The 21,284-nt window shown below is 56.1% G+C and carries 9 protein-coding genes and 7 pseudogenes; 7 read left to right on the forward strand and 9 right to left on the reverse strand.

The features are described from left to right. The first annotated feature begins 104 nt into the window (after positions 1–104). The 7 genes and pseudogenes from JCM17844_RS00550 to JCM17844_RS00580 all read left to right on the forward strand — a co-directional run bounded on the left by JCM17844_RS00550 (position 105) and on the right by JCM17844_RS00580 (position 10,121). Positions 105–2,077: pseudogene (locus JCM17844_RS00550) on the forward strand (BCCT family transporter). A gap of 97 nt (positions 2,078–2,174) precedes the next feature. Further along, positions 2,175–3,533: a glutathione-disulfide reductase gene (gene gor / locus JCM17844_RS00555; RefSeq protein WP_149999198.1), complete on the forward strand. Its 1,359-nt coding sequence runs from the start codon at positions 2,175–2,177 to the stop codon at positions 3,531–3,533. Positions 3,534–3,620: 87 nt separating this feature from the next. Continuing rightward, positions 3,621–5,008: pseudogene (locus tag JCM17844_RS15625) on the forward strand (class II 3-deoxy-7-phosphoheptulonate synthase). 42 nt (positions 5,009–5,050) lie between these two features. Further along, positions 5,051–6,738 (forward strand): annotated as a pseudogene (locus JCM17844_RS00565) (NAD+ synthase). Further along, positions 6,729–8,068 (forward strand): annotated as a pseudogene (gltX, locus tag JCM17844_RS00570) (glutamate--tRNA ligase). Before JCM17844_RS00565 ends, gltX begins: the two co-directional pseudogenes overlap by 10 nt. Next, positions 8,065–9,406, forward strand: a pseudogene (gene cysS, locus JCM17844_RS16975) (cysteine--tRNA ligase). The pseudogenes gltX and cysS overlap by 4 nt, the downstream one beginning before the upstream one ends. Then, positions 9,399–10,121, forward strand: coding sequence for an RNA methyltransferase (locus tag JCM17844_RS00580; RefSeq protein WP_149999199.1), 723 nt, complete (start codon positions 9,399–9,401; stop codon positions 10,119–10,121). Before cysS ends, JCM17844_RS00580 begins: the two are co-directional and overlap by 8 nt. A gap of 87 nt (positions 10,122–10,208) precedes the next feature. On the opposite strand, the gene JCM17844_RS00585 is transcribed toward JCM17844_RS00580, so the two are convergent. The 9 genes and pseudogenes from JCM17844_RS00585 to hutI form a co-directional block, all read right to left on the reverse strand. Further along, on the reverse strand, positions 10,209–11,249 hold the full coding sequence (locus JCM17844_RS00585) for a methyltransferase domain-containing protein (RefSeq protein WP_149999200.1): 1,041 nt from the start codon (positions 11,247–11,249) through the stop codon (positions 10,209–10,211). Positions 11,250–11,425: 176 nt separating this feature from the next. After that, positions 11,426–14,292, reverse strand: a pseudogene (uvrA, locus tag JCM17844_RS16980) (excinuclease ABC subunit UvrA). A gap of 248 nt (positions 14,293–14,540) precedes the next feature. Continuing rightward, positions 14,541–15,386, reverse strand: coding sequence for a sterol desaturase family protein (locus JCM17844_RS00595; protein WP_210431059.1), 846 nt, complete (start codon positions 15,384–15,386; stop codon positions 14,541–14,543). Position 15,387: 1 nt separating this feature from the next. Beyond that, complete coding sequence (locus JCM17844_RS00600) at positions 15,388–15,846, reverse strand: hypothetical protein (protein WP_149999201.1); 459 nt, start codon at positions 15,844–15,846, stop codon at positions 15,388–15,390. Between the two features lie 94 nt (positions 15,847–15,940). Next, positions 15,941–17,476, reverse strand: coding sequence for a histidine ammonia-lyase (gene hutH, locus JCM17844_RS00605; RefSeq protein WP_149999202.1), 1,536 nt, complete (start codon positions 17,474–17,476; stop codon positions 15,941–15,943). A 3-nt stretch (positions 17,477–17,479) separates the two neighbouring features. Next, positions 17,480–19,151, reverse strand: a pseudogene (hutU, locus tag JCM17844_RS00610) (urocanate hydratase). A 105-nt stretch (positions 19,152–19,256) separates the two neighbouring features. Continuing rightward, positions 19,257–19,757 (reverse strand): UTRA domain-containing protein, encoded by a 501-nt coding sequence (locus JCM17844_RS00615; protein WP_210431062.1) that lies wholly within the window; start codon positions 19,755–19,757, stop codon positions 19,257–19,259. Beyond that, positions 19,724–19,990, reverse strand: coding sequence for a GntR family transcriptional regulator (locus JCM17844_RS00620; protein WP_149999204.1), 267 nt, complete (start codon positions 19,988–19,990; stop codon positions 19,724–19,726). Before JCM17844_RS00620 ends, JCM17844_RS00615 begins: the two co-directional genes overlap by 34 nt. Beyond that, positions 19,987–21,216 (reverse strand): imidazolonepropionase, encoded by a 1,230-nt coding sequence (gene hutI / locus JCM17844_RS00625; protein ID WP_149999205.1) that lies wholly within the window; start codon positions 21,214–21,216, stop codon positions 19,987–19,989. Before hutI ends, JCM17844_RS00620 begins: the two co-directional genes overlap by 4 nt. Between the last annotated feature and the right edge of the window lie 68 nt (positions 21,217–21,284).

A 21,284-nucleotide genomic window follows, 5' to 3' on the forward strand; every position in this document is an offset into this window, starting at 1 on the left:
GTCACTGAGGGAGATAAGGATAAATATTTCCATAGATTTGCACACGGACCCTTTTCTGTCGTACATAGCGCCATCATCTTTTTTTGCGCACAAGAGGGGCTTCTGTGGCGTTTTGGAACTGGAAGATATTTGAGTCTGTCAATAAGCCGGTTTTCTTTATTTCGGCCTTGATCATTTTCGCAACTCTATGCTTTGCCGCGCTGGATTCCGGAGATGCTTCAACCATATTCAAAACGCTGCAATCCGGCATTGTCGAGCGATTCGGCTGGTTTTATGTGCTGTCGGTGGCAATCTTTCTGGTGTTTGTTCTTGGCCTTGCATGAGTTCTTTCGGGGATATCCGGTTGGGGCCGGATTCTTCTGAACCGGATTTTTCCTATGCCTCGTGGATGGCCATGTTGTTTTCCGCAGGCATGGGCATCGGCTTGATGTTTTTCGGCGTGGCAGAACCGATTTCCCATTATTTTTCGCCCCCCACCATTGAAGGTGGAACCGCACAGGCGGCCCGCGAGGCCATGGAAATCACCTTCTTCCATTGGGGTATTCATGCTTGGGCGATTTATGCCGTGGTGGGCCTGTCTTTGGCATATTTCGGCTATCGACGCGGGCTTCCCCTAACCATCCGGTCCAGCCTTTATCCCATTTTGGGGGAGCGCATCCACGGCCCCATCGGCCATGCGGTGGATATTCTGGCGGTGGTGAGCACCATGTTCGGCGTTGCGACCTCCCTTGGTGTGGGGGTGATGCAGGTGAATGCCGGGCTGAATCATCTGTTCGGCGTGCCGGAAAATGAATGGATGCAGCTTTTGCTTATTGCCTTGATTACAGGGGCGGCCACCACGTCTGTGGTGGCTGGTCTGGATTCAGGCATCAAACGGCTGAGCGAAATCAATCTGATCCTGGCCATTGGCTTGTTGGTTTTTGTTCTGCTGGCTGGCCCAACCTTGTTTTTGCTGCAGGCTTTCGTTCAAAATATCGGTGGTTATCTGGGAAGTCTGGTGACCCGGACCTTCACCTTATTTGCCTATGAGCCAAACCATTGGATCAGCGATTGGACTTTGTTCTACTGGGCATGGTGGATTGCCTGGTCGCCTTTTGTGGGCATGTTCATTGCCCGGATTTCCCGTGGGCGAACCATTCGGGAATTTGTGATCAATGTGTTGTTGGTGCCATCGGGCTTCACCTTCTTGTGGATGACCGTCTTTGGCAATTCAGCCATCTTTTTCGATATGGAAGGCATTTCTAAATTGGGGGAAGTGGTTACCACCAATATGCCGGTGGCATTGTTCCAGTTTTTGGAAGCCTTGCCCTTTTCCAGCATTGCCTCGATTTTAGGCACGGCGCTTGCGATTACGTTTTTTGTCACCTCTTCGGATTCTGGGTCATTGGTGATCGATATCATCACTTCGGGCGGGGATAAGGAGCCGCCGGTTTGGCAACGGATCTTCTGGGCGGTAACGGAAGGCATCGTGGCGGCTGTCTTGCTGTTGGCCGGGGGGCTGGGTGCGCTACAAACGGCGTCTTTGGCCAGCGCTTTGCCTTTTACCCTTGTTATTCTGGTGGTGTGTTGGGGGCTTTATCGCGGGCTGCGCGATGAACGGGCGCGGAAAGCCAGCCACCGCGTGGCGTCATCTTTGGCGGTGGATGGCGTTGGTGTGCCGTGGAAGCAAAGACTTCGTAGCATTTTGCATTATCCCAAACGGGTGCAGGCCATTGTTTTTATGGCCGACATTGCCCATCCTGCATTGTTGGAAGTGGCGCGTGAACTTTCATTGCGCGGGGTTGAATCATCGGTGAATCACCAAGAGGATCGGGTAAGCCTGTTGGTGGAAGAAGATGCGGGGCAAGCCTATCCTTTTGAATATGCTGTGCATTTGCGTAGTTATGAAACACCCAGCTTTGCCTTTCCGGAATTTGAACCAAAACGATCGAAAGCATCGCGCTTTTATCGTGCCGAAGTTTATCAAGGCGAGGGCAGCGATCCCTATGATGTGATCAGCTATTCCAAGGAACAGATTATTGCCGATGTGATCGCTCAGTATGATCGCCATCGCTATTATCTGCATTTGGTAAGTTAGCGTGGCCGCATATGAATTCACTTCGATGTGATTGTCATTATGAGCGCGGTCTCTTATCTGTTTGCGCACAGCACAAGCCCAACTGCAGGATCGGTATATGACACAGAGCCCTTATGACTATGATCTTTTCGTAATTGGCGCCGGATCAGGCGGCGTACGCGCCAGCCGGATTGCCGCATCCCTGGGCGCGAAGGTCGCTGTTGCAGAAGAATATCGCGTGGGCGGAACCTGCGTCATTCGCGGCTGTGTTCCGAAAAAATTGATGACATATGCGGCGCATTTCCATGAAGATTTTGAAGATGCGGTGGGCTTTGGCTGGGATGCTGTAACGCCGAATTTTGACTGGACGAAATTTATCGCAGCAAAAGATGCGGAAATTGACCGGCTGAACGGGCTTTATAAGAAAATGCTGGCGTCTAATACTGTCGAGGTGTTTGAAAGCCGGGCAACGCTTGAGGATGCGCATACCGTGCGGATGGGCGATAAAACCGTCACGGCGGATACGATTCTGGTGGCCACCGGCGGGACGGTGAATCTGCCGCGCACCCCCGGTGTGGAGCATGCCATCACCTCTAATGAAGCGTTTCATTTGAAAGAGTTGCCCAAAGACATCGTCATCGTTGGGGGCGGCTATATTGCCGTTGAATTTGCCGGAATTTTCAATGGTCTGGGGTCCAATGTGACCCTTATTTATCGGCGGGACCGTATTTTGCGTGGTTTTGATGAGGATTTGCGGATCCGGCTGCAAAAAGCCATGCAGGATAAAGGCATCAAGATCTTGTGCCACACGGATGTGGAGGCCATCGAAAAAACCGGTGACGGGCTGTCGCTAACGCTGAATTCCGGCGAGAATTTGAAAACCGACCAGTTGATGTATGCCATTGGCCGCCGCCCCTATACCGAAGGTTTGGGATTGGAACGGGCCGGGGTTGCTCTTGATACCAATGGGGCGGTGACGGTGGATGATTATTCCCGCACCAATGTGGAGAATATCTATGCTGTTGGCGATGTGACGGATCGCATTGCGCTGACGCCCGTGGCCATCAAGGAAGGCCATGCCTTTGCCCTGACCCGGTTTAAAGGCACGCCGGTTTCTCCCGATCATCATAATGTGGCATCGGCGGTGTTTTCCCATCCCCCCATTGGCACTGTTGGCATGACCGAGGATCAGGCGCTGGACAAGCTGGGTGATGTGGATGTGTATGAATCCGATTACCGGCCCATGAAAAACACGCTGGCCGGGCGCGATGAACGGGCCTATGCCAAGATTATCGTCGATTGCAAAACCGACAAGGTGGTGGGCATCCACATGATCGGCCCCGATAGTCCTGAGATCATTCAGGGATTTGCCGTTGCGATCAAGATGGGGCTTACCAAGGCCGATTTGGATAAAACCGTGGCCATCCACCCCAGCAGCGCCGAAGAACTGGTTTTGATGAGCACAAAACGCAATTAAGGCCTTTGGCAGGGCTGACAAGTTCGGCGGGCTTGCTTATGATGGCCGCTTGTTATGATCATGCGTTTTGAGTGGAGTTTTTGAAATATGCCAACACGCTGGACCCCTGATAGTTGGCGTAACCGCCCCGCAGCCCAGCAACCCAATTATCCCGACAAGGATAAACTGGCCGCTGTGGAAAGCGATTTGTCACGGTATCCGCCTTTGGTTTTCGGGGGTGAGGTAAAGGCTTTGAAGCACCAGCTTGGCCGGGTCGCCGATGGTCGTGCCTTTTTGCTTCAGGGTGGGGATTGCGCGGAAAGCTTTGCAGAATTTCACCCCGATACCATCCGCGATACCTTCCGGGTTTTGCTGCAAATGGCGGTTATCCTTACCTTCGGGGCGGCGTGCCCTGTGGTGAAGGTGGGGCGCATGGCCGGGCAATTTGGCAAGCCGCGCTCCAGCGATATGGAACGGCAAGGCGATCAGGAACTGCCCAGCTATCGCGGCGATAATGTGAATGGCATCCAGTTTGATGCGACGGCCCGGATGCCCGATCCGGATCGCTTGATGCGCGCCTATAATCAATCGGCGGCGACCCTTAATCTTTTGCGGGCATATGCCAGTGGGGGCTATGCGGACCTGCATCGGGTGCATCGCTGGAATCTGGATTTGTAGCCAATTCCCCGGCGGCGGAACGCTTTCAGGATTTGGCGGACCGCATTGGCGAATCATTGGCTTTCATGCGCGCTTGTGGGGTCGGGGACGATGCGGCCCATGAACTGAAGGGCACGGATTTCTTCACCAGTCATGAATGTTTGCTGCTGGGGTTTGAAGAAGCCATGACCCGCCATGAACCATCGGGCGGCGGATGGGTGGATAGCTCGGCCCATATGCTGTGGTGCGGTGATCGCACCCGGCAATTGGACGGGGCGCATCTGGAATTTTTGAAGGGTATTGAAAATCCCATCGCTGTAAAGGTGGGGCCAAGCATGCAGCCGGATGAATTGCTGCGGGTGGTGGATCTGCTCAATCCCTTTGACGAGCCGGGCCGCCTGACCCTGATTTGTCGCTTTGGCGCCGATAAGGTCGAGCAGCATTTGCCGAATTTGATCCGTGCGGTGAAGCGCGATGGCCGTCGGGTGGTGTGGAGCTGCGATCCCATGCACGGCAATACGGTGAAAAGCTCGGTGGGGCTGAAAACCCGTGGCTTTGACCAGTTGATGCGGGAAGTGCGGCAGTTCTTTGCCATTCACCGCGCCGAAGGAACCTATCCGGGCGGTATTCATCTGGAGCTGACGGGGCAGAATGTGACCGAATGTACCGGCGGAGCCATGGCCATTACCGAAGATAAATTGTCTTCGCGCTATCACACCCATTGCGATCCCCGGCTGAATGCGGACCAAAGCCTCGAGATGGCCTTCCAGATTGCGGAATTGTTGAAAGAGGAGCGGCGCGCCGTGGAGCAAGGGGCCGAGGTACGTGAAAGCGCCTGAGCCATCTTGTGGCGGTTGCGATGAAGGGCTAAACAAGCCTGCATGAACGCACATCCCTTTCGCATCGCACTTGCGCAATTGAACCCTGTGGTGGGGGATATTGATGGCAATGTGGAAAAAATTCGCACGGCACGGGCCAAAGCGGCTGCTTTGGGGGCTGATCTTGTTATCACTCCTGAACTGAGCCTTGTGGGCTATCCCACGGAAGATCTGGTGCTGAAATCATTCTTCCAGCGTAGCGCCATGCAGTGCGCCGAGATGCTGGCCAAAGAAACAGCGGATGGCGGCCCGGCATTGATCGTGGGGTCGCCCTGGCTGTTTGATGACGGGCTTTATAATACCGCTTTGGTGATGGATGGAGGCGAGGTCATCCATAAGGTGTGCAAGCGCGATCTGCCCAATTACGGTATTTTCGATGAAAAGCGGATTTTCGCTGCCGCTTCAAAGACAGAGCCGGTGATGGTGCGCGGCCGCCGTCTTGGGGTGATGATCTGCGAAGATATGTGGTTTCCCCATACGGCGCGCGATTTGGTAGAGGCAGGGGCCGAAATTCTGCTGGTGCCCACTGCGTCGCCTTTTGAAACCGATAAAGGCGACGAGCGCTTGATGGAAGCCCGCAAGCGTGTGGCCGAAACCGGATTGCCGCTTATGTTCGTCAATCAGCTGGGCGGGCAAGACGAAGTGATTTTCGATGGAACATCCTTTTGCCTGGATGCGCAGGGCGAGGTGATGGTGCGCCTTGCGGGCTTTTCAACGGATATGGAAATTGTGGACTGTCTTCCAAAACAGATTGGAGACAGTCTGGCCTTGCGCCCGCAAGAGGGGCGGAAAGCACCATTGTTCGATGATCTGGAGGCGATCTGGCAAGCCACCGTTTTGGGGCTGCGCGATTATGTGGGGAAAAACGGCTTTCCTGGTGTGCTGATCGGCTTGTCGGGCGGGATTGATTCTGCGCTGACGGCGGCGATCGCTGTGGATGCTCTGGGAAAGGACCGGGTGCGCACGGTGATGATGCCATCGCGCTATACCAGCCCGGAAAGCCTTGAAGATGCGCAAGGATGCGCCGATCTTTTGGGGGTGCGCCTTGATAGCGTGGCCATCGAGCCGGGCGTTGCCGCCTTCGATCAGATGTTAGGTCCGATTTTTGAAGGCCATGCGCCAGACATTACCGAAGAGAATATCCAGTCGAGGTTGCGCGGCGTGATCTTGATGGCCATGTCCAACAAATTTGGCGATCTGGTGCTCACCACCGGGAATAAATCGGAAGTCAGTGTGGGCTATTCCACGCTTTATGGCGATATGTGCGGTGGGTATTCGGTGCTGAAAGATATTTACAAGTCCACCGTTTTTGCCTTGTCGCACTGGCGCAATCACCGCACGCCGCTTCATGCCCTTGGCCCCGAAGGTCCGGTGATGCCCGCCCGTGTTATCACCAAGCCACCGACTGCAGAATTGCGCGCCGATCAAAAAGATGAAGATTCGCTGCCGCCCTATGATGTGTTGGACGACATTCTGGCCTGTCTGGTCGAGCGGAGCATGCCCGCATCCGAAATTGTGGCGCGTGGCATGATGCAAAGACAGTGGCAAGGGTTGAGCATTTGCTTTATGTCGCTGAATATAAACGCCGTCAGGCTGCACCGGGCGTGAAAATCACCCGCAAAAGTTTTGGCCGCGATCGCCGCTTCCCAATCACCAATGGTTTCAGGACAACCCGACGCCCATGTCTGTAAATGTACGCTTCGCCCCGTCTCCCACCGGCCTTTTGCATGTGGGAAATGTTCGCGCCGCTTTGTTGAACTGGCTGTTTGCCCGTCAGCAAGGGGGACAATTTCTGTTGCGTTTTGATGATACGGATGCCGAACGCTCCCGCGATGATTATATCGAGGCGATCCGCCATGATCTGCGTTGGCTTGGCATTGATTGGGATCAGGAAGCCCGGCAATCACAACGGCTGGAGCGCTATCATGCAGCGGCCGAGCGTTTGAAGGAGCAAGGGCGGCTTTATCCTTGCTATGAAACGGCGGAAGAACTGTCCATCAAGCGCCGCTTGCAGCTTGGGCGCGGCCAGCCGCCGGTTTATGACCGGGCGGCCTTGAAGCTTACACAGGCGGATCGGGAAAAGCTGGAAGCCGAGGGCAAGAAACCCCATTGGCGCTTCAAGCTGGATACCGATCAGCGGGTGGAGTGGATGGACCTGATCCGTGGGCCGCAATCCATTGATCCGGCAAGCCTGTCCGATCCGGTTCTGATCCGGGCCGATGGCACTTTCCTTTATATGCTGCCCTCAACCGTGGACGATATGGATTTTTCCATCAGCCATGTGGTGCGCGGTGAAGATCATGTGACCAATTCCGGCCAGCAGATCCAGATTTTTGAAGCACTGGGCGGCACGGCTCCGCTTTTTGCCCATTATCCTTTGTTGAAGGGCAAAGGCGGCGACAAATTTTCCAAGCGTGCGGGCAGTGGCTCCATTGCCGCCTTGCGCGATGAAGCCGGATTGGAACCGCAGGCCATCATCAGCTTTATCGCCCGTCTTGGGTCTTCTGATCCTATCGAGCCATTTGTGGATGTTGCTCCCTTGCGTGATGGGTTCGAATTTTCAAAATTCTCGAAATCTTCGGCCATTTTCGATGAAGACGAACTGGATCAGGTGAATGCCAAAATTCTGCATCAGCTTTCCTATCAGGATGTGAAGGATCGGGCGCTTTTGGCGGATTTGGGGGAAGATTTCTGGTTGGCCGTGCGCGGCAATCTGGAACATTTCAACGATGTGGCTTGCTGGCGCAAGGTGGTTTTGGGGCCGTTGAACCCGGTGATTATGGATGATGACCGCGCCTTTCTGGCGGAGGCGGCAGAGCTTTTGCCCCAAACCTTGCGGGGGATAGCTGGAAGGCTTGGACCGGTGCCATCAAGCAAGCAACAGGCCGCAAAGGAAAAACGCTGTTCTTGCCCTTACGGCAGGCACTGACCGGTGAGGATCACGGGCCGGAAATGGCAACGCTTTTGCCCTTGATCGGGCGTGCACGGGTGCAAGCGCGGCTCAAAGGGGAGCAGGCATGAGCCTTCATCTCACCAACAGCATGAGCGGCAAGAAAGAGCCGTTCCAGCCCATCGATCCCAAAAATGTGCGGCTTTATGTGTGCGGGCCAACGGTCTATGATTTTGCCCATATCGGCAATGCACGTCCGCCGGTGGTGTTCGATTTGCTGTTTCGGCTGTTGCGCCATGTTTATGGCGAGGGGCATGTAACCTATGCCCGCAATATCACCGATATTGATGACAAGATCATCGCCCGCGCTGCTGAAAGCGGCACCCCCATTGCGACGATCACCGAAAAATTCGCCCGCATTTACCGCGAGGATATGACGGCCATTCATGTCTTGCCGCCCAGTATCGAGCCCCATGCCACCGATCATATCGCGCAGATGGTCGCCATGATCGCGGATCTGATGGATAAGGCTTTGCCTATGCGGCCCAAGGGCACGTGCTGTTCCATGTGCCCGCCATGCCCGATTATGGCAAGCTTAGCCATCGCCCGCGGGATGAAATGGTGGCGGGTGCGCGGGTGGAGGTGGCCCCTTATAAAAAAGACCCGGCGGATTTTGTGCTGTGGAAACCCAGTGATACGGATCAGCCCGGTTGGGATAGCCCGTGGGGCAAGGGACGCCCCGGTTGGCATCTGGAATGTTCGGCCATGATCAAGGCGCATCTGGCACGGAAATCGATATTCATGGGGGCGGACAGGATTTGATTTTTCCCCATCATGAAAACGAATTGGCGCAAAGCGAATGCTGCCACGGCCATCCTTTTGTGCGCACTTGGGTGCATAATGGCTATGTGCTGTCGGGCGGCGAGAAAATGTCGAAATCACTGGGGAATTTCCATACGGTCCATGATCTGTTGGCGGATTTCCCCGGCGAGGCTATCCGGCTGACGCTTATGTCGGCCCATTATCGCCAGCCGCTGGATTTCACCACAGACGGTATTGCGGAAAACAAGCGTCGGCTGGATCGTTGGTACCGCTTGATTGCAGGAGTTCAGCCTGCGCAAATCGTACCGCAAACGGTGGTTGCAGCCCTAGAGGATGATCTTAACAGCCCCAGGGCCATCGCCGCTTTGGAAGCCTTGGCAAAGCCGGAAAGCGTGGATCAATTATTGGCCGGGGCGCAGTTCATGGGATTGTTGCTGGAAAACCCGGACCAATGGTTCAAGGGCAACAGGGCAGGCGGCTTGGACGCAGATGCGGTCGAGGCATTGATTCTGGAACGGAAAGAGGCACGCAAAGCCCGCGATTTCGCCCGCGCCGACAAGGTGCGCGATCAGCTGGATGCCGCCGGTATCCGTTTGCTGGATCGCCCCGATGGCACCACCGATTGGGAACGGACCGGCAATGACTGATCTTGCGCCCGTGGTGATTTTGGTGCGTCCGCAGCTTGGCGAAAATATCGGCAAGGCGGCGCGGGCCATGCTGAATTTCGGCCTTACCGAGATGCGGCTTGTGGCGCCCCGTGATGGCTGGCCCAATCCGGCGGCTGGCCCTGCGGCATCTGGTGCGGATTGCGTTCTGGATGGGGCGAAGGTTTATGACATGGTGGCCGATGCCATTGGCGATCTCGGCCGGGTTTATGCGGCAACGGTGCGCCCGCGCGATATGGTGAAACCGGTGGTGACACCGCAACAGGCGGTGGCTGAAATCCGTGGATTGGAAAGGAGGGCCGGGCTGATGTTCGGGCCGGAACGCTCTGGCCTTGATAATGAAGATGTGGCCTTGGCGGATACGGTGATGACCGTGCCTGTGAATCCGGATTTTTCCAGCCTCAATCTGGCGCAAGCCGTGATTCTGGCAGCCTATGAATGGTTCAAGGCGAAGGATGATACAAAGCCGCGCATGGACAGCCGGCAAGAAGACCCGGCCCCCAAAGCCCATTATCAAGGGCTTTATGACCAGCTTGAAGAGGCGTTGGATAAACGTGGCTATTTCCGTTCGGCAGACCGCAAGCCGACGCAAATGCGGGCGCTGAAATCCCTGTTCCAGAATGCGTCTCTTACCACTCAGGAAATCCAGACCCTGCGTGGGGTGATCAAATCCCTTACTTGGGCCGAGCGGAAATAGAGCATCTGCGGCTGTATTCAAGCGACGAAAAAGGGCCGGGGAGATGATCCCGCGGCCCTGTTTTTTTGATGATGCCAGAAGGCGCTTTTAGCAGCAGCTTCCCACATCTTTTTCTGTGGTCGCTGCCGATGTTGTGCAATCGAACGGCCCATAATGGGTGGACATATCGCCATCCACACGGAAATGCGGCGCAAAGCGGGTGTCTTTGAGCATCATTGCCGTATTGCCGCAGACCGGCATGGGAAGGCCGGTCTGGAACAGATGATGGTCATCAAGCGCAAAGCTGTGCGGATGGTTTTCGATGGTGCCTTTATACCAGGCCACCTGTCCGAAATTCTCGCACAGATCTTCCAAAGGCAGTTTGAAGGCGCGGACTGTGATGGACCAGAAATCGATCATCCCGGCTTTTTCAATGATTTCTGGGTCGTTGAGATCGACCGGCGCACGGCTCATCACCCGATAATCAAGGCAGCCCACCTTGCGCATCATGCGGCGGAAATCTTCTGTATAAAGCGCCCCGCCAAGACATTCGCCCACCACCACTTTGTCTTCGCGCAGGGCTTGGGGAATACGGCGACCGGCGAAAATATCGGAGAAATAAAGCTCGCCGCCCGGTTTCAGAACACGGAAAATCTCGCGGAACACCGCTTCTTTGTCCGCCGACAAATTGATCACGCAGTTGGACACCACCACATCAAGGCTGTTATCGGGCAGGCCAAGGGCGGCCAGATCTTCGATATAGCCTTTTTCAAAGCGGACATTGGGGCGGTCATAACCAAAGCGGTCCATATGCCAGCCCAAATGCTGGCGGGCCACGGCAAGCTGCTCGTCGGTCATATCAACGCCGATCACTTCGCCATCCGCGCCAACCAGTTGTGACAGGATAAAGCTGTCCCGGCCGGTTCCGCAGCCCAGATCAAGAACCCGTGCGCCTTTCAGAACAGGCGGAATGGGCGAGCCGCAGCCATAAAAGCGGTTGCGGACCTCTTCATGCACATTGGCCAACAGGCGGCGCACATGGGGTGGCATGGCTTCTGCCGGACAACAGGCGCTGGTTTTCAGATCGGCGCTGCTTTTAAGATCCTGACCATAATATTCCTTGACGGCGTCTTGGGTCGCAAATGCCATGTATCGTTCCTTGCGGCTCTTTGAAAAACTCTGTCTCTTGTGCCGCAAGATGTGGTGCAACTCAAGCCCATCGCAAGCCCCAACCGCTCACCTTTTCGACAGATGAAGACGGTTGAGCCGGATAGGGGCTTTCAATACGGACCAAAGGTTGAAAACGATCGGGTTTTATAAGCGGTTTATTGTGCGGCGGCGTGGTCGCCTTCCAATAAGGGTTTGAGATATTGACCGGTATAGCTGCGGGCGATTTCGGCCACCGCCTCCGGTGTTCCTTCGGCCACCAGTTCGCCGCCGCCATCGCCGCCTTCCGGCCCCATATCCACCAGCCAGTCGGCTGTTTTGATCACTTCCAGATTATGTTCGATCACCACCACCGTATTGCCTTGCTCCACCAATGCCTGAAGCACTTCCAACAATTTGCGCACATCTTCAAAATGCAGGCCGGTGGTGGGCTCATCCAGAATATAAAGGGTTTTTCCGGTGGCGCGTTTTGAAAGCTCTTTTGCCAGCTTTACCCGTTGCGCTTCACCGCCCGATAAAGTGGTGGCCGCCTGACCCACGCGGATATAGCCAAGGCCCACCCGTTCCAGCATCAACATCTTGTCGCGGATCGATGGCACCGCCTTGAAAAACACCGCCGCGTCTTCAACGGTCATATCAAGAACATCAGCGATTGATTTGTCTTTAAAGGTGATTTCCAGTGTTTCGCGGTTATAGCGTTTGCCTTTGCATTGGTCGCACGTGACATAAACATCGGGCAGAAAGTGCATTTCGATCTTGATCACACCGTCTCCCTGACAGGATTCGCAGCGCCCGCCCTTTACGTTGAACGAGAAGCGGCCCGGCTTATAGCCACGGCTTTGGGCTTCAGGCAGGCCGGCAAACCAGTCGCGGATGGGGGTGAACGCGCCGGTATAGGTAGCGGGATTTGAGCGCGGTGTGCGCCCGATGGGGCTTTGGTTGATATCGACGATTTTATCCAGATGCTGCAAGCCCTTGATGGCATCATGGTCGCCGGGATGGGCGCGGGCATTATTGAGATGCCGTGCCACCGCTTTATACAGGGTTTCGATGGTGAGGGTGGATTTCCCCGAACCGGATACGCCGGTGATGCAGCTGAGCGTACCCAAAGGAATGGATACATCCACATTCTTGAGATTGTTGGAACGCGCCCCTTTTATTTTCAATGACTTGCCGTTGCCTTTGCGGCGTTTGTCGGGCACGGGAATGTTTTTGCGTCCGGAAAGATAGGCACCGGTCATGGAGCGTTTGGAGGCCATGATGCTTCGGGCGTGCCATGTGCCACAATGCGTCCGCCATGTTCTCCGGCACCGGGGCCCATATCGATCACATAATCGGCGGTGCGGATGGCATCTTCATCATGTTCCACCACGATGACCGTATTGCCCATATCCCGCAAATTGCGCAGCGTTTCCAACAGGCGGTTATTATCGCGCTGATGCAGGCCGATAGAGGGTTCATCCAGCACATAAAGCACGCCTGTCAGCCCCGATCCGATTTGCGAAGCCAGCCGGATGCGCTGGCTTTCTCCCCCCGATAAGGTGCCGGACGAGCGGGCAAGGGTCAGATATTCAAGCCCCACATTATTGAGAAAACCCAGCCGTTCGGTGATTTCCTTCAACACCTTTTCAGCGATGGTTTTGTGCTTTTCGTTTAGATAGTCAGGCAGATTGCCGAACCAGTCATGGGCTTTGGCGATGGAAAGGGCCGTAACCTCGCTGATATGGCAGCCATTGATTTTGACGGCCAGTGCTTGCGGTTTCAAGCGGTGTCCCTGACAGGCTTCGCATATTGCGCTGGTTTGAAAACGCGCAAGATCATCACGCACCGCAGAGCTTTCGGTTTCGCGCCAGCGCCGTTCGATATTCTTGATGACCCCTTCAAAGGGGCGGTCAACGGTATAATTGCGGTGACCATCATCATAGCGAATGGTCACATCTTCCTTGCCCGAACCATAAAGAATCAGCGATTTCTGGGCATCATCCAGATCATCCCAGCGGGTGCGCATGGTAAAGCCACCATGCTTTGCCAGCGCTTCCAGCGTTTGTTTATAATAAGGCGCAATGGACTTTGCCCAAGGGGCAATTGCCCCCGATGCAAGGGTTTTCGTGGCATCGGGCACCACAAGATCGGGATCGAAAATCAGCTTTATTCCCAAGCCGTCACAGATGGAGCAGGCGCCATGCGGGCTGTTGAAGCTGAACAGACGCGGTTCGATTTCGGCAATGGAAAAGCCCGAAACAGGGCAGGCAAAGCGGGCGGAAAAGGTGATGCGCTCCGGCCCGTCTTTCGGTTCTTCGCCATCCCGATAAGCATATTCCGCAAAAGCCAGCCCATCGGCCAGTTCAAGCGCGGTTTCAAAGCTGTCGGCAAGGCGGGTTTCCAGCCCGTCGCGGACCACGATGCGGTCCACCACCACATCGATATCGTGTTTGTATTTTTTATCCAGCGTTGGCGCTTCATCAATTTCGTAATAGGCCCCATCCACCTTTACCCGCTGAAAGCCGCGTTTTTGCAGGTCTTTGAATTCTTTTTTATATTCGCCCTTGCGGCCACGCACGATGGGGGCCAGCAGGAAAAGCCGCGTTCCTTCGGGAAGCGCCATCACCTTGTCCACCATATCCGATACGGTTTGTGCGGTGATCGGCTCGCCGGTCGCAGGGGAATAGGGAATACCCACCCGCGCCCATAGGAGGCGCATATAATCATAGATTTCCGTGACCGTTCCCACGGTAGAGCGGGGGTTTTTCGATGTGGTTTTTTGTTCGATGGAAATGGCCGGAGACAGCCCTTCGATATGATCCACATCGGGCTTTTGCATCAACTCCAGAAACTGTCGCGCATAGGCTGACAGGCTTTCCACATAGCGCCGCTGGCCTTCTGCATAAATGGTATCAAAGGCAAGGCTGGACTTCCCCGATCCCGAAAGGCCGGTGATCACCGTAAGGCTATCGCGGGGAATATCCGCATCCACGGATTTGAGATTGTGTTCACGGGCGCCGCGAACGGAAAGTGTTTTTAACATATTGCCCTATACGCAGAAGAGGAGGAGATTGGCAGGTGGCGCGATTAGCCGGCCATGTCAAGCATGGGCCTCAGGATAAATGAGAACAAAACAGGAAACAAGGGCAATGGCGTGGAAAGGCCGCCAGAGATGTTATTCCGCCGGGACGGGCTTTGCGGGGCTATTCTCCGGTGACTGCCGCACCTGTTGATCCGGTTGTGTCTGGCGGTTTTGATGTGCGGCCCAGCTTTCCTTGATCTGGTCAGAGGTCATGCGTGAGCCATCATGCTCCAGCCCGGCGGGCCGAAGGCATAGCCCAGCCAGTGCCGCCAGTTTTTCGTTCGGATCACATCGGAAAAAATACCGACCCATTCATGGAAAGCCACTTTCAAAGGATTGAAGGTGCCAAGCTGTTTGACAGTGCCGTAGCGGCATTTTTCTTCATCCAGTTCGGGAACGAAGGTGCCGAACATCCGGTCCCAGATAATCAGGGCGCCTGCATAATTGGCATCCAGATAACGCGGATTGGTGGCGTGATGCACCCGATGGTGGGACGGCGTATTGAAAATGGCTTCAAACCAGCGGGGCATGCGGGTGATGGCTTCGGTGTGGATCCAGAATTGATAAATCAGATTGATGCCGGAAATAAAGGCGATCAACAAAGGATGAAAGCCCAGCACAAACAGCGGCAGGCTGAAAATAAAGGTGAGGGCAGGGGCGCCGGTCCATGTTTGGCGAAGGGCGGTGGACAGATTGTAATGCTGGCTTGTGTGATGGATTACATGGGCAGCCCAGAACCAGCGAATACGGTGGCTGGCGCGGTGGAAGACATAATAGGCGAGATCGTCCAGAATGAAGGCGAGAAGGAACGTCCACCAGTGAAAGCCCAGATCGAACAGGCGATAATGCTCCCAGATATAAAAACCAAGAGCCAGCACAAGGCCACCGAATATCAATCCCGCGATTTGGCTTCCCAGGCCCATGGCAAGGCTGGTGGCCGTGTCTTTTGGCTCGAACAGGGTGCGTCCGGTCAGGCGGCCATAGACCATTTCGGCAATGATCAGAACCACAAAGGCCGGGATGGCATAAAGAACGGGATTGGGAAGGTCCATCATATCAGGCAGCCCCTTTTGTTCGAGGGGTGGGCATCGGGTGCTTTTGGTGCACAAGCATGATCAAGCGATCATGCCATAGATCTTGTTGCTTTGGCGTTTCCAATATAATGCGGATGCGGGGCAGCGCAAAGTCTTGAAGCTGGATGACAAGGCCGGAGTCGCCGTCTTTTTGAACGGCTCGCAGCGAATGGATATCCAGATGACGGGTGATGAAATGCCCACCTTGTGCAACCACAAGGCCCAGGGCCGATGTGCCCGAAAGCGTCAGCAGGGCCGCCCGGCCTTCCTGATCCAGCACCGCTTCATTGGGGGTCTGCTCCCAGAAATCCTGCCCATAGCGTGCGACCGCCTGATCTTTGGTCGTAATCTTTGCCCGGCTCCAGCCGCCCAGCAGCCAGTTCAGCAGCACAAGGGCCGAAATGGCCAGAAGCGATCCAAGGGCGATATAGGGATTGTCCATCTCAAGACCTGTCCGAATTTATAAGAGTCTCAGGATTCCTTTATGTGGCAGAAGATACAAGTGTTGAAACCGGCAGGGTGGTTGCACGGCCTGATCATGTGCTGCGGTTGGCGATGGCCTGATCCGCAGGCACAAGGCCGCCGCTTTCCACCATTGCGCGGATCTTATCAATATCCGGAGCGAAATACCGATCCTTATCATAAGCGGGGATTTGGGCGCGCACAGCGGCATGGGCGGCTTGCAAGGGCAGCGACGGTTTGAGCGGTGCGTGAAAATCAAGGCCCTGGGCGGCAGCCAAAAGCTCGATGGCGATCACCGATGCGGCATTCTTGGCCAAAGCAATGGTGCGCCGCGCCCCATGGGTGGCCATGGACACATGATCTTCCTGATTGGCGGATGTGGGGATGCTGTCCACACTGGCGGGATGGGCTAGCATCCGGTTTTCCGCAACAAGTGCAGCCGCTGTGACTTGTGCGATCATGAAGCCGGAATTGAGGCCGCTATTATTGACCAGAAAAGCGGGCAGGCCGCTCATCTTGGGATCGACCAGAATGGCCAGCCGCCGTTCGGAGATCGAGGCGATTTCGCACAGTATATTGGCGAGGGCATCGCTGGCCAAAGCCACCGGTTCGGCGTGGAAATTGCCACCGGAAAGGGCTTCATCACTATCGGCAAAAATCAGCGGATTGTCGGTGACCGCATTGGCTTCGGTTTCCAGAATACGGGCGCAAAATTCCAGCATATCAAGGCAAGCGCCCATGACTTGCGGTTGGCAGCGCAGGGAATACGGGTCTTGAACCTTGTCGCAATCGGCATGGGAAGCCCGAATGTCGCTCTTTTCCAGCAAAGCCCGCATGCGTGCGGCAACGCGGATTTGACCGGGTTGCCCCCGGCCTTCATGGATGCGCGGATCGAAGGGCACATCGCTGCCTTTCAATGCGTCCACCGACATGGCCCCGGCCACAAGCGCTGTATCGAATACCCGTTCGGCACGAAACAGTGCGTCAAGCCCAAGGGCGGTGGAGATCTGCGTGCCGTTGATCATCGCCAGCCCTTCTTTCGGGCCAAGTTCGATAGGGGAAAGCCCCAAGATTTTCAGGGCGTCTTCGGCGGGCAGGCGGGTGCCGTCTTTCAGCATGATTTCACCCACACCCAACATGCTTGCTGCGGTCAGATGCGCAAGGGGGGCCAAATCACCGGATGCGCCCACCGAGCCTTGTGCCGGGATCACAGGCATGGCTTCGGCGTTTAAAAGCGCCAAAAGCCGTTTGATCAAAAGCGGGCGCACACCTGAAAGCCCGCGTGCCAAACCGATGATCTTGAGACCCATGGCAAGACGCACAACAGCGCCGTCCAATGGCTCTCCCACACCGCAGCAATGGGACAGCACCAGATTGTTTTGCAAATCGGCCAGATGATCCCCATCGATGCGGCTTTGCGCCAACAGCCCAAAGCCGGTATTGACGCCATAGACCGTGCGGCCCGATTGCAAAATGCGGGTGATGGCTGCGGCGGAGTCATCAATCGCGCGCCACGCATCATCGGGAAGGCCGGGGATATGGCCGCCCGCCCATAAAAGGCGCAATTGGCCCAAAGATGTGCGGCCGGGGGTGATTTTAAGGGCGTTCATGGCTCAATCCTCCAGCGATGGCAGGTCAAGATGGTGATCCCGGGCGCAGGCTATGGCGCTGTCATAGCCCGCATCCGCATGGCGCATCACGCCGCTGGCCGGATCGTTCCACAATACCCGTTCCAGCCTTTTATCGGCATCCACGCTGCCATCGCAGACGATGACCATGCCCGCATGTTGGGAAAAGCCCATGCCAACGCCGCCACCATGATGCAAAGACACCCAGCTTGCCCCCGAAGCGGTGTTCAAAAGCGCATTCAGCAAGGGCCAATCGGATACGGCATCGGAGCCGTCTTTCATGCTTTCGGTTTCCCGGTTGGGGCTGGCCACGGAACCGGAATCAAGATGGTCGCGGCCGATCACCACGGGTGCTTTCAATTCGCCTTTACGCACCATTTCGTTAAAGGCAAGGCCAAGGCGGTGGCGATCGCCCAAGCCTACCCAGCAAATGCGGCCGGTAAGCTTGAAAGGCAATGCGGTCGGCAGCCATATCCAGCCAGCGGTGCAAATGCGGATCATCGGGGATCAGCTCTTTCACCTTGGCATCGGTGCGGGCAATGTCTTCCGGATCGCCCGATAAAGCCACCCAGCGAAATGGCCCGATGCCTTTGCAAAAAAGCGGACGGATATAGGCGGGCACAAATCCGGGGAAATCGAAGGCGCGTTCCACCCCTTCATCCAAGGCCACCTGACGGATATTATTACCATAATCGAAGGTGGGGATGCCCTGATCGTGAAAAGCCAGCATGGCGTTTACATGAAGGGCCATGCTGGCACGGGCTGCGGCTTCCACCTCATGGGGGGCGGTGTCGCGCTTTTTGGTCCAGTGTTCTATGGACCAGCCAGCGGGTAAATATCCATTGGCGGGATCATGGGCCGATGTCTGGTCTGTGACCGCATCGGGGTTTATGCCGCGCTTCACCAGATCGGGCAGTATCTCTGCGGCATTGCCCAAGAGACCAATGGAAACGGCTTTGCCCGATTTGCGGGCATCTTCCAGCATGGCCAATGCCTCATCCAAAGTGTCGGCACGGCGATCCAGATAGCGGGTTTGCAACCGCTTTTCGATGCGGTCCGCCTGACATTCCACCGCCAGACAGGAGGCGCCCGCCATGGTGGCAGCCAGCGGTTGCGCGCCGCCCATACCGCCAAGGCCGGCGGTCAATATCCAGCGGCCAGACAGGTCGCCGCCATAATGCTGGCGGGCCATTTCCACAAAGGTTTCATAGGTGCCCTGCACGATGCCCTGGGAGCCGATATAAATCCATGATCCGGCGGTCATCTGGCCGTACATCATCAATCCAAGGCGGTCGAGGGCGTTGAAATGCTCCCATGTGGCCCAATGGGGCACCAGATTGGAATTGGCGATCAAAACGCGCGGGGCATCTTGATGGGTTTTGAACACGCCCACCGGCTTGCCGGATTGCACCAGCAGGGTTTCATCCTCCTCTAACCGTTTCAGAACAGAAACGATTTTATCGAAGGCCGCCCAATTGCGCGCCGCCCGTCCGATGCCGCCATAGACCACCAAGGATTGCGGATGTTCCGCCACATCGGGGTCGAGATTGTTCATCAACATGCGCAAGGGCGCTTCGGTAAGCCAGCTTTTCGCCTGCAATTCCGTTCCTGTGGGGGCTTTTACGATGCGGCTGTTATGGCGGATGTCCGAATTCATGGCGGATGCTCCTGCTGTGGCGGTCGATCGATGCTTGTCTATACCTGTATATACTTTCTCGAAAAATGCAATCCGGTGTCTGGTCGGCCCCGTTTGTGTTTCGCGTCAGGGTTTGAAGCGGCCCGTGATGTCATAGCGCGACCCGGCATGGATCAGATCGGCGCAGGACGCGACCTTGCCCCGTGTCCATGTGCGCCGCCGCACAAACAAGCAAGGCTCATTGGGTGCCAGTTCAAGCAATGTGCGTAGATCGGGAGTGGCGGCAATGGCACGGATTTCATGCTCCACTTCTTGCAGAGGAGCCACGGTCATCAGATAGCGATAAGAGGTTTCCTGTTCCAGATCGAGCGAAAGATAATCCGGTGCGATGGCAGGCAGCACATGGCGGTCTTCCAGCAAAATCGGCAGGTCGTCTTTCAAATGCAGGATTTTTGCATGAAACAGCGCCGTGCCGGGCTTTATGTGGAACTGCGCGGCAATGGCCTCATCGGCTGCTTCGCGCTGATGCAGCAACACATGGGCGCGATGCCGGGCTCCTTTCTCTGAAAGCTCGTCGGAAATATCGCGGATGGTCAGCAAGGCCCCATGGGCGCGGCGCTCGGCCACATAGGTGCCAAGCCAGGCACCCGTTTGACATATCCCGCCTCGCTCAGTTCTTTGAGGGCGCGGTTGGCGGTCATGCGCGACACCCCGAATTGCGCCACGAGATCGGCTTCCGATGGAGCACGATCATTGGGCTTCAAGGTGCCGCTGTCGATCAGGTCCAGCAGGTGGGATTTGACCTGCTTGTAAAGCGGCTGACCGGCCTGCTGTGTGGAGGGGGCGGGGGCTTTGGTCATGGGGCGATGCTTTCCTTGCCATGGTGCAGGCTGCTCATCAGGGGATTGCCGCCGATCCAGTAGCAAAGCTCTGCCGGTTCGGAGATCGCCCAAATGGCCAGATCCGCCGCCATGCCCACACGCAGCATGCCGGTGTCGGCCTGAAGGCCAAGGGCGCGAGCCGCATGGATGGTCATGCCCGCCAGTGCTTCATAAGGGGTGAGGCGAAACAGGGTGCAAGCCATATTCAGCGCCAGAAGGGGAGATAAAAGCGGTGCCGAGCCGGGATTGCAATCGCTGGCGATGGCGATGGGCACCTTATGGCGGCGCAAGTCATCCACCGGCGGCAGCTTTGTTTCGCGCAAGGCATAAAAGGCACCGGGCAGCAACACCGCCACGGTGCCTGCCTTTGCCATGGCTGCCACACCAGTTTGATCCAGATATTCCAGATGATCGGCAGACAAGGCTCCGTGCCGTGCTGCCAAGGCGGCTCCTTGTTGATTGCTGAGCTGTTCTGCGTGCAGCTTTACTGCCAAACCATGGGCTTTGGCGGTTTTAAACAGCAGGTCGATCTGTTCGGGGGTAAAGCCGATGGTTTCGCAAAAGCCGTCCACCGCATCGGCCAAGCCTTGTCGAGCGATATCAGGGATCATATGGGTGCACAGCCAATCAATATAGGCATTGGCATCCATCGGTCCATCAGGCGGTACAGCATGGGCGCCAAGGAAGGAGCGGCGCACGGTTATGGGGCGCGCATTGGCCAGTTTGCCCGCCACCCGCAGCATTTTAAGCTCGGTATCCCGATCCAGCCCATAGCCGGATTTGACTTCGATGCTTGTCAGCCCTTGCGCCCGCATCTGGTCAAGGCGGGCTAGGGCGCTGTCGAACAGATCATCTTCCGTTGCTGCGCGGGTGGCTTTGACCGTTGCGGCAATGCCGCCGCCCGCTTTGGCGATGTCTTCATAGCTGGCACCATTGAGGCGCAGATCGAATTCGCGCACCCGGTTGCCGCCGAAAACCAGATGGGTGTGGCAATCGATCAGCCCCGGCGTGATCCATGCGCCGTCAAGATCCGTGACCATATGGGCCAATGCGTCGGGCTTATCCAGCAGATCCGCGCCTTTGCCGATCCATATGATGCGCCCATCTTTTATGCCAAGCGCTGCATCATGGATCGCCCCAAAAGCAGTGCTATTATTCGGGTCCATGCTTGCAACATGGCCATTGGTATAAAGCCGGTCCCACATGCTATCTTCATCCCTTGTTATAGACAGCTATACAGATGGCGGGCCATTGGTCAAACATCCCCACAGAA

Origin of the sequence: Iodidimonas gelatinilytica, assembly GCF_008579125.1 — a bacterium.
Lineage (GTDB): Bacteria > Pseudomonadota > Alphaproteobacteria > Sphingomonadales > Rhodothalassiaceae > Iodidimonas > Iodidimonas muriae.